Raw genomic sequence first — 14,069 nt, forward strand, 5'->3', positions numbered from 1 at the left:
CTGAATCTGTTAATTCACCCTCAGTAAAAAAAGTTTCGCAAGCTTATTGACCCTATTAAAATATTCTAATATATTAACATTAGAAGTTTTTAATATGAATCGGACAGGGCTACCGTGATTTCACGAAAGGTAATGATTGTTGAAGATGACCCGCTGCTATCTATAGTAGAGAAGAAGCTGGTTACCAAGCTTGGCTATGAAGTAGTTGGCATGGCCCGCAGTGGAGAAGAAGTCCTCGGGATCATCGCCGACATTAATCCTTCTATACTTTTGATGGACATTCAGCTTTCCGGTGACCTTGATGGCATTGAAACAGCAAAACAATTGCGTTCCGACCAAATTGATATCCCGGTAATTTTTCTTTCTGGCGATGACAGCCCGATGGTATTGAATCAAGCTAAAGATGTAGATTACATCGATTTTTTATTGAAGCCTGTAACCAAATCTGATCTGTCTAATTCACTTGGTAAAGCTGAGAACAAGATTAATTCAAAATCTCAGTACGCAGCATAAGAACTTAGATCAAACAAATACCCATAACCCACATAAAGTAGTTTGACCGCTGCTTTATTGTTTTCCGAAGCCGACACATCCTTTTTGTGTCGGCTTTTTTATTTATCCCGAGGTTTGATGCTGCACCACTACACGTCCGGCCTGTTTCCCGTCCAATATAGCTTCAATCTCGGGCTTAAGGTTTTCCAGACCGACTATTCGGGCGAGATCATCCGGTAGTTTTCCGTGGTTCATTCCAGCGATGCTATTCCAAATTTTTAACCGCATCGGCATTTTGCATATGGCGGAGTCTATGCCCAACAGGCTTACCCCCCTCAGAATAAATGGGTATATATTTGTCTTCAGTTCATGCCCCAAAATATTCCCACAGCAGGCTACCGCTCCGTCATGATTGGTTTGGCGGATCACCGCATCCAGCATTTCCCCACCAACCGTTTCTATAGCCCCATTCCATTCACTGCTCAGCAAAAAATTCTCGTTTACCCCGGAAACTTCATCCCGGTGAATGACTTCAGCCGCGCCAAGCTCTTTCAGAAAATCCTCTTTATCTATTTTACCGGTGGCTGCCACAACTTCATATCCTAATTGTGAAAGAAAGAAAACGGCAAGTGAACCCACACCACCCGTCGCTCCGGTCACGAGTACTTTTCCGCCCTCCGGCTTGATAAGTTCGCGCTGCAGCCGCTTCACCCCATACATAGCAGTAAAGCCGGCTGTTCCATACTTCATAGCCATTTCCATATTTAAAGCGGCCGGAAGCTCCACTACCCAATCTTTGGGCACGCGAATAAGCTCTCCAAATCCACCGGGGGTATTGGAGCCTAAATCACGACCGGTAACCACTATTTTTTGTCCTTCGGAAAACGCGCCGGACCTATCTTCCAAAACAACACCCGAAGCATCGATGCCGGGAATGTGTGGGTATTCTCGGGTCACTCCTTTATTACCCGAAGCTGACAGGGCATCTTTATAATTAAGTGATGAATAGTGAACTTGAATCAGCACGTCGTGGTCGGGCAAAAAGGTGCGTGGCACGTCCGTTACTGATGACACAAATTCCCCTTTCGATTTCTCTTCTACATAAAATGCTCTGAATTTCTCTTCACTCATTTTAATACTCGTTTAATCCACTTTAATTTTCCTTTGTAAGGGGCATACCGAAAAGGGATATCCAGCCAAAATGGTTTCTTCATAATGCTTTTGGTATGCGAAAATGTATCAAAGCTTTGCTTTCCGTGATACGCACCCATTCCGCTATTGCCAACGCCCCCGAATGGCAGGTGATGGTTTCCAAGATGAGCAAGCACATCATTTATTGCACCACCCCCAAAGGAGCATTTCTCTGTAATCATCGATTCTGCATCGCTGTCTTTCGAAAACAGGTACAGCGACAATGGCTTGCTTTTTGAGTTTACCACATTGATGGCTTCAGGGATTTTTTCGAAGGTCAACACCGGAAGAATGGGGCCAAAAACTTCCTCTTCCATTACGCTGCCATCTTCTTTGACATCCACTAAAACCGTCGGCTCAATGTATAGTTCATTCCGGTCTGTTTTGCCCCCACAATAGATCTTTCCATCATCCAGATAACCTTCCAGCCGGTCAAAATGTGATTCATTTATTACCCGCGGATAATCAGGGCTCAGCTTCGGGTTCACTCCATAAAAATCCCGAACCGACTCTTTAAAATGTTCCAGAAACTGAACTTTCACCTTTGACTGAATGAGTAAGTAATCCGGGGCTACACAGGTCTGACCTGCATTCACAAATTTCCCCCAGGCAATGCGGCGGGCAGCCGTTTCAAGGTCGGCCGTTTCGTCCACAATACAAGGGCTTTTTCCTCCCAGCTCCAGCGTAACGGGCGTCAGGTTCTTTGCCGCCGCCTCCATCACAATTTGACCAACCCGGGTGCTGCCCGTAAAAAAGATGTAGTCAAAATCCCGGGCAAGTAAATCCTGATTTGTTTCCACTCCGCCTTCCACCACGGCTACAAACTCCTCTTTGAACCATTTCCCGAGAATTTCTTTGATGGCCGCAGAGGTATGGGGCGTCAACTCAGACGGTTTTATTACCGCCGTATTACCGGCCGCAATAGCACCCACCAAAGGCAGCAAAGCCAGCTGAACCGGGTAATTCCATGGCGCAATGATAAGAACGGATCCGTAAGGTTCGGCAACTGTATAATTCTTGGAGGGAAAATTGACCAGAGCGCCTGAGACCTTTTGCGGCTTCGTCCATTTTTTGAGGTTTTTCAGCACATAACTGATCTCATTATGGAGAATGCCGAGCTCGGTGGCATACATTTCCAGCTCGGGCTTTTTAAAGTCTTTATGCACGGCCTGCATAAATTCTTCCTCGTGTTCGGTGAGGAGCTTTTTCAGCGTTTGAAGCTGATGTATTCTAAACTCTACCGATTTCGTAGCCCCGGACTTAAAGTAAGTACGCTGACGCTCTAACAATTCTTTTCCGTCCATCAATGATCTGTTTTTCTGCCAATAAAAGTATTCATGGAATCATAAACACCAAAAATTTTGCCTGCTACAAAATCGTATAATTTAGCAGGGAGAATTCCCCTTATAAAAGGAGTTAGTTTTACCATGAATGGTTCTCTGAGCCGTTCTTTTTCCCGCTCTACCGCATCCAGTATTTTGGTTGAAATGTCATCCGGATCGAGCAGGGGCATAAGTAACGGAGCGGTAACCCCCGCAAACATTCCGGTATTTATGTAGCTGGGCATTACGGTAAGCACATTCACCGGGTCCTCATTTTTCTTAAGCTCCAGATTCAACGATTCCGACCAGCCCACAGCCGCCCATTTACTGGCTGCATATACTGTCATGCCGGGGTTTGGGGTGAGTCCTGCTGCCGAAGCGATATTGATGATATATCCATATCCGTTCTCAATCATAGCCGGCAAGAAAGCCCGGGCTACATACATCAAACCAAGGCTGTTAATATTCATGGTTTTTTTGATGTGCTCTATCGAGTGCTCTTCAAACTTTTTACCCACTACAATTCCTGCGTTGTTGAATAACATATCGATGGACCCGTGCTCATCTAAAACTTTTTTTGCCTCTTGCTGAACCTGCTCAGGGTCACTTACATCCACAACGCCCGTCTCCACAGTATACCCTTGTTTGGAAAGACGTTTTGCGGCGTCAAGCAATTTGTCTTCATTTATATCCCAAATGATCAATTTACGTGCTTCTCTTTGCAACGATTTTTCCCCCATCAGATAGCCAATACCACTGGCTCCGCCGGTTATTAAAACAATTTTATTTTTAAAAGAAGACATATAAAAACCGTATCTTTAAAGCTTGAAATTAAACAAATACTGAACGCAAATGTTGTTGCCAATGTGCAAGTGTTCAGGCAAAATTAAAAATCAGACTATAAGTCAATTATTCATACAATGAAAAGAATATTATTACTCTTCACCCTTTCAATTTTGTTGGCCTCTTGCCAGCAAGCACCTCAAAAGGTTGCGCTCAACTGGGAGGAAGCCGAGTCATTACCGATGGGAATTTCCAACAATGCCGTAACAGCTGCTCAGGTTGACGGTGACTGGTTTGTGTACACCTTTCTGGGACTGGAAGAAGGCAAAACACACGCCGATGTAAGTGATTTCGCTGCAAGATTCGACGTCAATAAAGGAATCTGGGAGCAAATTCCCGGTGTCCCTGACGGAACCGGCCGGTTAGCCAGCACCACTGAAACCGTAAACGGACAGATTTACATCTTTGGCGGATATACCGTAGCTGAAGATGGTTCTGAAGTATCAACACAAGAAGTATTCAGGTATGATCCTGATGCTAATTCTTACGAGCAGGTTGCCGACATGCTGCTTCCTGTTGAAGACGCTGTTTCCCTGGTTTACCTAGACCGCTACATCTACCTGGTTAGCGGATGGAATAACACCAACAACGTTTCGAATGTGCAGGTGTATGATACCCAGACAAATTCATGGTCACACGCCACACCGTACCCCGGCCCTCCCGTATTTGGGCATTCCGGTGGTATTGTTGGCAACACGATGGTTCTTTCTGACGGTGTTCAAACTGTTGTTGATGAGGGCGAACAGATTTTCATGATGTCTCCCGGCAGTATCAAAGGTGAGATTAACGCCGAGAACCCGGAAGAAATTAACTGGACACGCATCAAACAGCACCCGGGGCAGGCACGCTACCGTATGGCGGCTGTCGGTGTATCATCTCCGGTAGAAATGGTTGTGTTTGTGGGCGGATCAACCAACCCCTATAACTACAACGGAATTGGCTATAATGCCAAACCCGCATTCGCTGAAAGTACCGTTTTCGCCTATCGTTTGGATACCGAAGCGTGGGTTGAGTTAGGTGAAATGCCAACGGCCAGCATGGATCACCGCAGCATTGCCAGAGCAGGTGACGAGTTTTACCTGGTTGGCGGAATGGTTAACGACCAACGGGTAACCGACATGGTTCAGAAATTCACCGTTGAGCTGGAAGCAGCCAACTGATCCGAATCTTTTTTTACTTTACCAAAGCGAAAGGCGTAACTGCCTTTCGCTTTTTTATTGAATCATTTTCTGAAGTATCTTAACGCTTTCACATCAGCACAAATAGAAAGACATAAATATCCTCACATGACTATGAAATCATTATATCTGTTCATCGCTTCTCTGATCCTCCTTGGTGCCTGCAGTTCTTCCCCGGCGGACCAAGCCGCAAATAGCATAACCAAAGATTCCTTACTCAGACATATTGAAACGCTTTCTTCGGATGACTTTATGGGACGGGCAACCGGAACGGAAGGTGAGCAAATGACCGTGGATTACCTGATTTCAGAATTTGAAGACATGGGCGCTGAGCCTGCAGCGGAAGGTAACAGTTATACCCAGGAATTCCCGCTGTTGGGACAAAGCACTTCCAATGCGGAAATGTCGGTGCGTACAGACGGACGTACTCCTTTCGCCCTTCAGTATTATGATGAGTTTATGGCCTGGCCGGCAAATCAGGCTGAGGAAGTAGATGTACGCAATGCTGAACTGGTATATGTAGGATATGGAATCCAGGCCCCGGAAGAAGAGTGGGATGATTTTAAAGGCGTTGATGTAGAAGGCAAGATTTTAGTCATCAAAAACAACGACCCGGAATTTTCTCCTGGTGTTTTTGCCGGAAAAACCCGGCTTTACTATGGCCGTTATTCCTATAAGTATGAAAAAGCAAAAGAGATGGGAGCACTGGGAGCCATAATTATACACACTACCGAAACAGCCGGATATGGCTGGAATGTAGTTGCTAATGGATGGAGCCGCGAGCGTTTTTATCTGAAAGGAGAAGGCGATGCTTCTGCTTCTCCAACCAAATTCAATGGCTGGCTTACTCAGGAAGCAAGTCGCCTGTTGTTTGAAGAAGCCGGATTGAATTTAGCCGAACAGATGGATGCCGCCGACAGCCGGGACTTTGAACCGGTCGAGCTTTCCGGCGTTCGCATGAATGTGAGCATGGACGCTGATTACCGGGAAATTGAATCTCAAAACGTAATCGCTAAAGTGGAAGGAAGCGACCCTGAGCTCAAAGATGAATACCTGGTCCTCACCGCCCACCTCGATCACCTTGGAGTAACAACTCCCGTTGAAGGCGATTCAATCAACAACGGAGCTTCCGATAATGCTGCGGGAGTAAGTGCCCTGCTGGAAATGATGGAAGCCTACAAATCTATACAGCCTGTTCTAAAGCGAAGTGTGCTGGCCCTGGTTGTGAGCGCTGAAGAAGTTGGGCTGCTGGGTTCCCAATACTGGGCAGAGAACCCAACCGTTGAGCCGGGCAAGGTTACCGCAAACATTAACCTGGACGGGATGAATGTGTATGGCAAAACCCGCGATGTTGTGGTAGTGGGATACGGGAGAACTTCGCTGAGTGATTTGCTGGAAGAAGAAGCCCGGCAGCAAGGCCGAACCATAAAACCGGATCCATATCCTGAGCGCGGCTACTTCTATCGATCCGATCACTTTAACATGGCCAAGGTTGGTATCCCGGCAATCTTTCCCAATCCCGGAACGGAATACATTGACAAGGGGGATAACTTTCTGGCTGTTCGCGACAGTGTAGCTGATGCCAATTACCATACCGTAAACGATGAGATCAACGAGTATTGGGATTTAAGCGGTGCCGAAATTGACACCCGCCTGTTTTTTATGACCGGCTTCCGGGCTCTTAATTCTGAGAACCTGCAAAGCTGGGATTCCGGCGATGAGTTTGAAGCCACCCGGCTTCGCATGCTTGAGCGGGTTCAAGGACAATAGTGACTAAACTGGAATTTACACGGGGTTTAGTTCGCTAAACCCCGAAATCCTTCATTCCAAATTTTCCCCGACTCGCTAACCTTGCTCAAATCAATACATTACAGGCAAGCCCGGCCTGCTTAAATTCAGGGGACTATTTTGTATCTTTAAGCCATTAAAGTTTACTGATTTTATGCCGAAAAACTACTTAACAGTGTTTAGTGGTGGTGCCTTTAAAATCACAAAATATGGAACAACTGAAATCAATTGTTAGGAGAGACCTTAAACCGGCCTTTTGGTCTTGGAATATAAAGAGCGACAGTCTGACCTTTGGTGCATCTTTTGCAGATTTCTTTGATTGTCCTGGTGAAGAGCTCCCTTCAACTTTTGAAGAACTTTCAAGCTTCCTGGAAGAAAGTGACCGTTCTAAATTCGTCAAAGTTTTAGAGTCAAAATACGAATGCGAAGAAGCCCATCAGTTTAATTTTGAAACCTCTCATAATGCGGACCATGAAGAGAAACCATTCAACCTGAAATGGAAAGGAGAGGTAATTGAGGCGGAACAAGGAAAACCTATTTTAATTGCAGGTCAGGTTCAAAAAGTTTCATTATTCGGGAACAACCTGTCACAGCGTCAACAGGCAAGTCTCTTTAAAAAATTAATGGACCACCTTCCCGACAGCATTTTCTTCAAAGATAAAGAAAGTCGGTTTATTGCCATCAACAATGCCTGTGCAAGCAAGTTGGGATTGAAAAATCCTGAGGAGGCTATTGGTAAAACAGATTTTGACTTTTTTGATGACGAACATGCCCGGCAAGCCCGTGAGGATGAAGTTGAGGTAATGGAATCCGAACAACCCATTGTCAACAAAACTGAAAAAGAAGTTTCCCGGGATGGAGAGAAATCAGCCTGGGCTTCTACTACAAAACTGCCTCTTTACGGAAAAGATGGAACCGTTGCAGGAACCTTCGGTATTACCCGAGATGTGACAGGGCAACAGCAAACGGAGCTGGAACTTCATCAGGCGGAGGCCACCCTTTCCCGACTTTCAGAACAGGTGCCTGGTTTCTTTTATGTATTTCACTACAAATCGGATGGAAACGCGTGCTTCCCATATGCAAGTAAAGGCATAAACGATATCTATGAATTAGAGCCTGAGGACGTAAAAGAAAGCATCGACCCAATAATTGACCGTATTCATGAAGATGACCTTAATCGTGTTGTGCAATCAATTCAACATACGTCAACAAACCTTGAGCCCTGGAATATTGACTTCCGGGTAGTCCTCCCTGAAAAGGGCTTACGATGGGTTCGTGGAAAAGCAAAGCCCGAAAAGCAGCCTGATGGCACTGTTATAGGCTACGGATATATCACAGATATCACCGAAGAAAAAGAACAGTTTAAGAAAACAGCCCAGCTTCAGGAACAACTTCAGCAGGTTATCGATTCTGCCCCCAACCTGATTTTCGTTAAGGATATTGACGGTCACTACCTGATGGCAAATGAATCAGCAGCAGACTTTTTCAATTTGACCGCCGAAGAAATGGTTGGCAAAACCGATGTTGACATTGGGTTATCAGAAAAGAAAGCGCAACGCTACCTTTCTGTAGAAAAAGAGGTTATAGAAAAAAATGAACCTATGTTCATCCCTGAGGATAAAACCATTTTAGAGGATGGCAGTGAAGTGTGGCATCAAACCATTAAGGTTCCTTTCCTAAATACCGATTCAGGTAAACCGGCTGTTCTTTCCATTGTAACCGACATCACCCGAAGAAAAGAAAATGAACTAAACCTGAAGAACAGTATGGATATTATCGGGGAGCAGAATAAGCGATTGCAGAATTTTGCTCATATCGTATCTCATAACCTTCGCAACCATGCAGGTAACATTTCCATGCTGCTTTCTCTTTATGACATGGAAGAATCTCAGGAAGAAAAAGAAGAACTATTAAGCCATCTGAGTTCTGCTTCCGACCGCCTTAATGAGTCTATTGCCGACCTGAATGAAATCATAGATCAGCAGTACAAGACCGGAGACGAACTTAAAGAGCTGAACCTGCAGGAAACCATCTCGAAAATCAAAGAAATTCTGACAACCGATATTCTTGCCAATAATGTTAAATTTGAAGAACAGGTCCCTCCCGGCCTTTCCCTTGAGTATAACCCCGCTTATCTCGAAAGCATTATTCTTAACCTGCTTTCTAATGCCATCAAATACCGGCATCCCGACCGAAAACCCAAAATTTCCATAAAGGCATGGGAAGAAAGTGATAAAGTATTTCTTGAAATATCCGATAACGGTTTAGGTATCGACATGAAAAAATTCGGACACAGGTTGTTTGGCATGTATAATACCTTCCATGGAAATGATAACGCCAAAGGCATCGGGCTGTACATAACAAAAAACCAAATTGAGTCTATGGGTGGGTCCATAGCCGTTGACAGTAATCCCGGAGAGGGAACAACCTTTAAAATACAATTACAATGAGTTCATTGAAGAGTATCTGTATTATAGATGATGATAAAATTTACACCTACGGGGTATCCAAAATTATTAAAAACTACCTGCCCGGAAACGATGTCATGTCATTCGAAAATGGGAAAAAGGCACTTTCTGCCATCAAAGAAATGGAGCAGAACAATGACGAATTGCCTGACTTAATCCTGCTCGACATCGATATGCCGGAAATGAATGGCTGGGACTTCCTGAATGAATTTCAGCCAATAAGAGAAAAGGTGAATAAAGAGATTCAGATTTTCGTAATCAGCTCCCGAATTGATCATAAAAATCAGGAAATATACCGGGTGGAATGGGATCAAAAAGTAGATGACTTCATTCAAAAGCCGGTTCAGGTTGAGGCGCTTAAGAGTCTTCTCACCTGAAGCCTCCTGTGACTCTTGGTTCCGGTACTGCTTTTTTGTTTTGGGTTGATGTGAACCTTCTTCTGACAGGATAAGTTAATAGTAATAGAATACCACTTAACTAATTCCCGCTCATGAAGATCGAAATTTGGTCGGACGTTGCCTGTCCGTTTTGTTACATCGGAAAAAGACACCTCGAAGAAGCCCTCCAAAAACTACCGGACCTGGATGTTGATATCGTCTGGAAAAGCTTTGAGCTCGACCCCAATGCTCCTGTCGATTCCGATCTTGATATCTATGACACGCTCGCCAAAAAATACGGTCGCGACAGAGCCTGGGCCAAACAAATGAATGCCAACATGGTTCAAATGGCCTCCGGCGCCGGGTTAGACTTTAACATGGATGAAGTAAAACCCACTAATTCTTTCAACGCTCACCAGCTTATCCACCTGGCTCGCAAGCACGGCAAACAAGGTGAGATGAAAGAGGCGCTGTTGTCTGCTTACTTTGTGGAAGGCAAGCATGTGGGCGACAAAGAAACGCTGGTTCAAATAGCTTCGGATGTGGGGCTTGACCAAAATGAGGCGAGAGAGGTATTGAAAAATAACACGTATTCCAGCCAGGTCGTCAATAACGTGGAGGAAGCTCACCGACTTGGCGTTCAGGGCGTGCCCTTCTTTTACATCAACGAAAAGTACGGGCTTTCCGGGGCACAGCCGGTAGAAGTTTTCACCGAGGCACTCCAGAAAATTGCGGAAGAGAAAGTAAGTTAACCAAATCGGCTCTCCCTCCCTAAGCTCCTTTCCACCAAATGATTACGCCGCATTTTATGTTATTGGATCTGCAAGTGCGATAAAACTTGTAAGCTTTTTCAAAGTTTAATTTATCGCAGTTGCCAGAACACTTTTTTTGAAATAGATTTTTGCACCCAATTAAAAATTAAAGTACCTATGAGAAATTTATTCATCACACTTATAACAGCTGCTCTGTTTGTGTCGTGCAGTACGGATGATCCCAACCAAGGATCGTTTGTAACCTTGTTAGGGAATGACACCCTTGCCGTGGAGCAGTTTGTTAAAACCGATTCCAGCATTACAGCTCAGGTTATCCTTCGAAGTCCTGAGGTTCAAATCTCAACCTACATTCTGCATTTTGACGAGTTAGGCGGAATTGAAAGTATGGTACAAACCGATCACTCTCCGGTAAATGGTTTCCAGGAAGATGGAGCCACCGTCCGTAACATCACGAAAGTGGGAGACAGTCTGTCGGTTCGCGTATTAAGAGACGAAGAGTATATAACCTATCGGGCACCCTTTGAAGAAGGCCTGCTTCCTTTCATCGATATGGTTCACTGGCCGTATGAGTTAGCCTTCAATAAAGCTGCTGAAGCAGATCAGGATACGATCATTCAGCCACTGTTGTCGGGTAACAGGATTATGGATTTCACCATTGCTCAAATTGAGGGTGATTCCATGACCGTTCGTCACCCTTTCCGCGGAGTGATGGGAGTTCGGGTAAATTCGGACGGAGACATACAGCACCTGGATGCCGGACTTACCACCCGAAAGCTTAAAGTACACCGAACCGGACAGTTGGATATGAACGCACTGGCCAATCGATTTGGGAATGATCCCGTTGGTGAGCTTTCCGGAGCTGTAAGTGCTGAGTATTCATTTAAAGGCGCCAATTTCCGCGTAGATTTCGGTTCCCCTAAAAAACGAGGGCGCGACTTATTTGGAAATATCGTCCCCTGGGGTGAGCGCTGGAGAACAGGAGCCAACCGAGCTACTCACTTCTATACTTCTGAAGATTTAATGTTCGGCGATCTTGAAGTTCCTGCCGGAGAATACACGCTGTTCACAATCCCCCAGCCTGATGGCGGCACGCTCATCATCAATAAGCAAACCGGCCAGAACGGACGTTCTTATGATGAAAGCCGTGATTTAGGCCGCGTACCCATGGAGATTTCAACCACGGTAGAAACCATTGAGGCGTTCACCATTTCGGTTGAAGAAACAGAAGAAGGCGGCGAGTTGAACCTGGCTTGGGGTAACACCGTTTTTAAAGCAGACTTTACGATTCAATAAACTTAAGCATACTTGTTTTAAGAAGGGCGCATCTTTAACGGTGCGCCCTTTTTTATTTTCTCTCAGTAAATAGAAGGAGTTGTTTAAACTTTTTCAGGATAATTCTTTTGGGAAACGAAATGAAAGGTGATACATCCCGTCTGTTTTAAGTTGTGATTCTGCTTCAATTTGGGTTAACAGCGAATCTACTAATGTGATGCCCAAACCGGATAATTTTTCCGATTTATTAACAACAACCCCACTTCCATTATCCTGATAGATAATTTTATAGTGCTCATCTTCTTCAAAAGCAGAAATATGAATTTGGTAGCTTTCCTGAGCCTCATTAAAACCATGCTTCAGACTGTTTGTAATCAATTCATTTAAAATGATGCCGATCGGAACTCCATGATTTACATTTAAATATTGAATGTCGATATCTAACTTTAAATTTATTTCTAACCCGGTCTTATTAAAACTATCAAGAATGATACCCGCTAATTCTTTGATGTATTTTTTGAAATGAATCCTGCTTACATCTTCCGATTGGTATAGCAGTTCATGAACTTTTGAAATTGATAAAATTCTGTTGGTACTCAATTTAAGAGCTGACCTTGAGAAATCATCAGGGGCCATTCCCGATTGCAAATCCAATAAGCCAGAAACCACTGCCAAGTTGTTTTTTACCCGGTGATGTATCTCCTGCAGCAGCACCTTTTTCTCTTCTATATTTTGTTTCAGCTCCCGGTCTTGATGCTCGAGAACCTCATAGCTTTGATCCTGTTGCTCAATAATCTGAATTATAGACTGTATGAAGATATGCACAAACATGGCAATGATAATGCCTACCAAAGACAGTATAACACCATTTACAGCCCATTTATAGGGTACGTTTAGTGCAGGGTCCATCAAGCCGGGTGGTATTTGACCAGTCAAATATCCATAGGCTATTATTGCATAGGTAAGAATGGATACTAAATAGATAAAAATGGCCCAACGAACTTTAAAAACCAGTATGCCCGTAAATGGGATAAATACAAATACCGGCTTTACCGTAGAACTGAGACCGTGCTGGTACAGGTCCATAACGAAAAACAAATACACGATTACGATAATTATGAACCCTTTAAAAGGAAGTGAGAACTTATCCCTGTGATAGTAAAAAACAAAAACTGATATTATGACTGTAAGGTCGATATAATTATATACATCGAGGTTCCCAGGTTTAAAAGGAATTTGAGGGATCAAAAAAGCCACCAATGCAACAATAGCCCCATACAGCCCTAAATTGTCAATTAACTTAGTTTTGACGGAGTCTATTGAAATTCTTTTTTCCTGATTTATAGTCATTACTCACTTAGCTTACCTAAAATGCCGATTATTTTAATCGGGCTGGGGGCTTAATTAACTCAAAAAATGTGTAGATAATGTTTAGAATTAAGAAAACCCCTTCATGGTTTATCGGACAAACATGGGCAATCTTAATTTGTGACTGCGTACTAAGATTGGAACTCGGGAACTATGCTAAATATCATCAAGAAGCTACTGACTATGCTTCCAGAATGTTATGTTTTCTGAATCTCTTTTTAGCCAGAATCATCATTCTTTCTGCTCATAAATTTTTCAACACGTTGTATATGTTCAGCATCAACCCAAAGCTCTGCAAAAGGTTCTACTTCTGCTTCCAGCGATTCTGTTCTTTGGTGGGAAAATCTTGATGCACCCGCTTTCAGCGTTTGTATAAACTTCCGGTCGTTTTTGGTGAGCTTTTCTGTCCACTCAAGTACTTCACTTTCTAAATCTTCACCCTTTAAAATATGTTCGATTAAACCATGAGCCAGTACGCTGCTGGCAGAAAGTACTTCGGCCTTTCCACACCACTGCAATGCTTTGGCCTTACCTATTTTTTCGACAAGCCTTGTCAAACCTCCCCAGCCGGGAACCAGATAAAAACGACCCTGTGTAAAGCCGAATTTGGCATCAGGCACCGACACCCGTAAGTCAAAAGCCAGCATCAGCTCAATGCCTCCTCCATACGCATCTCCATTTATGCAGGCGACCGTCCAGCAGGGCAGCCGTTCAATCCGGTTAAAGATATCATGCATTCGCTTCGACATCTCCACTGCCTTTTCTTTGGATTGTATGGTGTGAAATTTTTTGAGATCACCACCCGCTACAAACGACTGCCTTCCGGCTCCGCTTAAAATGAAAACCCGGATCTCATCGTCCTTTTCAAGAGATTCAACCAGCTGCTCCAGCTCATCCATCACATCAAAGTCGATGGCATTTCGGGCTTCAGGTCGGTTTATCGTCGCCCATAAAATGTGGGAAGAAATACGTTGTTGGGTAATGCTCATATGCTGTT

The 14,069-nt window shown here is 44.2% G+C and carries 12 protein-coding genes; 7 read left to right on the plus strand and 5 right to left on the minus strand.

Going from position 1 to position 14,069, the window contains the following annotated elements:
- Nucleotides 1-114 precede the first annotated feature (114 nt).
- The gene (locus tag JJ941_RS08235) at nt 115-513 is read left to right on the plus strand and encodes a response regulator (protein WP_290963704.1); all 399 of its coding nucleotides are present in this window, start codon (nt 115-117) and stop codon (nt 511-513) included.
- Between the two features lie 102 nt (nt 514-615).
- Here JJ941_RS08235 and JJ941_RS08240 read toward each other — a convergent pair whose 3' ends face one another.
- Genes JJ941_RS08240 through JJ941_RS08250 form a run of 3 tightly spaced genes read right to left on the minus strand, consistent with a single transcriptional unit; the run spans nt 616 to nt 3,808 of the window.
- Nucleotides 616-1,623 (minus strand): YhdH/YhfP family quinone oxidoreductase, encoded by a 1,008-nt coding sequence (locus JJ941_RS08240; RefSeq protein WP_290963706.1) that lies wholly within the window; start codon nt 1,621-1,623, stop codon nt 616-618.
- Entirely contained in the window at nt 1,620-2,987 is a 1,368-nt protein-coding gene (locus JJ941_RS08245) for an aldehyde dehydrogenase (RefSeq protein WP_290963707.1), read from the minus strand. Before JJ941_RS08245 ends, JJ941_RS08240 begins: the two co-directional genes overlap by 4 nt.
- Nucleotides 2,987-3,808: an SDR family oxidoreductase gene (locus tag JJ941_RS08250; RefSeq protein WP_290963708.1), complete on the minus strand. Its 822-nt coding sequence runs from the start codon at nt 3,806-3,808 to the stop codon at nt 2,987-2,989. The genes JJ941_RS08245 and JJ941_RS08250 overlap by 1 nt, the downstream gene beginning before the upstream one ends.
- A 117-nt stretch (nt 3,809-3,925) precedes the next feature.
- Between JJ941_RS08250 and JJ941_RS08255 the strand changes: the two genes are divergently transcribed.
- The 6 genes from JJ941_RS08255 (at nt 3,926) to JJ941_RS08280 (ending at nt 11,725) form a co-directional block, all read left to right on the plus strand.
- Nucleotides 3,926-5,008, plus strand: coding sequence for a kelch repeat-containing protein (locus JJ941_RS08255; RefSeq protein ID WP_290963710.1), 1,083 nt, complete (start codon nt 3,926-3,928; stop codon nt 5,006-5,008).
- A gap of 132 nt (nt 5,009-5,140) precedes the next feature.
- Entirely contained in the window at nt 5,141-6,796 is a 1,656-nt protein-coding gene (locus tag JJ941_RS08260; protein ID WP_290963712.1) for a M28 family peptidase, read from the plus strand.
- Nucleotides 6,797-7,023: 227 nt separating this feature from the next.
- Entirely contained in the window at nt 7,024-9,264 is a 2,241-nt protein-coding gene (locus tag JJ941_RS08265; protein ID WP_290963715.1) for a PAS domain-containing protein, read from the plus strand.
- Nucleotides 9,261-9,659, plus strand: coding sequence for a response regulator (locus tag JJ941_RS08270; RefSeq protein WP_290963717.1), 399 nt, complete (start codon nt 9,261-9,263; stop codon nt 9,657-9,659). The genes JJ941_RS08265 and JJ941_RS08270 overlap by 4 nt, the downstream gene beginning before the upstream one ends.
- Before the next feature lie 113 nt (nt 9,660-9,772).
- The gene (locus tag JJ941_RS08275; RefSeq protein ID WP_290963720.1) at nt 9,773-10,411 is read left to right on the plus strand and encodes a DsbA family oxidoreductase; all 639 of its coding nucleotides are present in this window, start codon (nt 9,773-9,775) and stop codon (nt 10,409-10,411) included.
- Between the two features lie 177 nt (nt 10,412-10,588).
- A complete protein-coding gene (locus JJ941_RS08280) occupies nt 10,589-11,725 on the plus strand; it encodes a DUF2911 domain-containing protein (RefSeq protein WP_290963723.1) in 1,137 nt (378 codons plus the stop codon).
- A gap of 93 nt (nt 11,726-11,818) precedes the next feature.
- On the opposite strand, the gene JJ941_RS08285 is transcribed toward JJ941_RS08280, so the two are convergent.
- Together JJ941_RS08285 and JJ941_RS08290 are read right to left on the minus strand one after the other, a co-directional pair.
- Nucleotides 11,819-12,790 (minus strand): sensor histidine kinase, encoded by a 972-nt coding sequence (locus JJ941_RS08285; RefSeq protein ID WP_290963726.1) that lies wholly within the window; start codon nt 12,788-12,790, stop codon nt 11,819-11,821.
- A 500-nt stretch (nt 12,791-13,290) separates the two neighbouring features.
- On the minus strand, nt 13,291-14,061 hold the full coding sequence (locus tag JJ941_RS08290; RefSeq protein WP_290963729.1) for an enoyl-CoA hydratase/isomerase family protein: 771 nt from the start codon (nt 14,059-14,061) through the stop codon (nt 13,291-13,293).
- Nucleotides 14,062-14,069: the final 8 nt, after the last annotated feature.

Source organism: Gracilimonas sp., from assembly GCF_017641085.1.
Lineage (GTDB): Bacteria > Bacteroidota > Rhodothermia > Balneolales > Balneolaceae > Gracilimonas.

What these genes read in the sequence shown, in the direction of transcription:
- JJ941_RS08240 (WP_290963706.1), bottom strand. Translation starts at nt 1,623, where the DNA reads ATGAGTGAAGAGAAATTCAGAGCATTTTATGTAGAAGAGAAATCGAAA.
- JJ941_RS08245 (WP_290963707.1), bottom strand. Translation starts at nt 2,987, where the DNA reads ATGGACGGAAAAGAATTGTTAGAGCGTCAGCGTACTTACTTTAAGTCC.
- JJ941_RS08250 (WP_290963708.1), bottom strand. Translation starts at nt 3,808, where the DNA reads ATGTCTTCTTTTAAAAATAAAATTGTTTTAATAACCGGCGGAGCCAGT.
- JJ941_RS08255 (WP_290963710.1), top strand. Translation starts at nt 3,926, where the DNA reads ATGAAAAGAATATTATTACTCTTCACCCTTTCAATTTTGTTGGCCTCT.
- JJ941_RS08260 (WP_290963712.1), top strand. Translation starts at nt 5,141, where the DNA reads ATGAAATCATTATATCTGTTCATCGCTTCTCTGATCCTCCTTGGTGCC.
- JJ941_RS08265 (WP_290963715.1), top strand. Translation starts at nt 7,024, where the DNA reads ATGGAACAACTGAAATCAATTGTTAGGAGAGACCTTAAACCGGCCTTT.
- JJ941_RS08270 (WP_290963717.1), top strand. Translation starts at nt 9,261, where the DNA reads ATGAGTTCATTGAAGAGTATCTGTATTATAGATGATGATAAAATTTAC.
- JJ941_RS08275 (WP_290963720.1), top strand. Translation starts at nt 9,773, where the DNA reads ATGAAGATCGAAATTTGGTCGGACGTTGCCTGTCCGTTTTGTTACATC.
- JJ941_RS08280 (WP_290963723.1), top strand. Translation starts at nt 10,589, where the DNA reads ATGAGAAATTTATTCATCACACTTATAACAGCTGCTCTGTTTGTGTCG.
- JJ941_RS08285 (WP_290963726.1), bottom strand. Translation starts at nt 12,790, where the DNA reads ATGGACCTGTACCAGCACGGTCTCAGTTCTACGGTAAAGCCGGTATTT.
- JJ941_RS08290 (WP_290963729.1), bottom strand. Translation starts at nt 14,061, where the DNA reads ATGAGCATTACCCAACAACGTATTTCTTCCCACATTTTATGGGCGACG.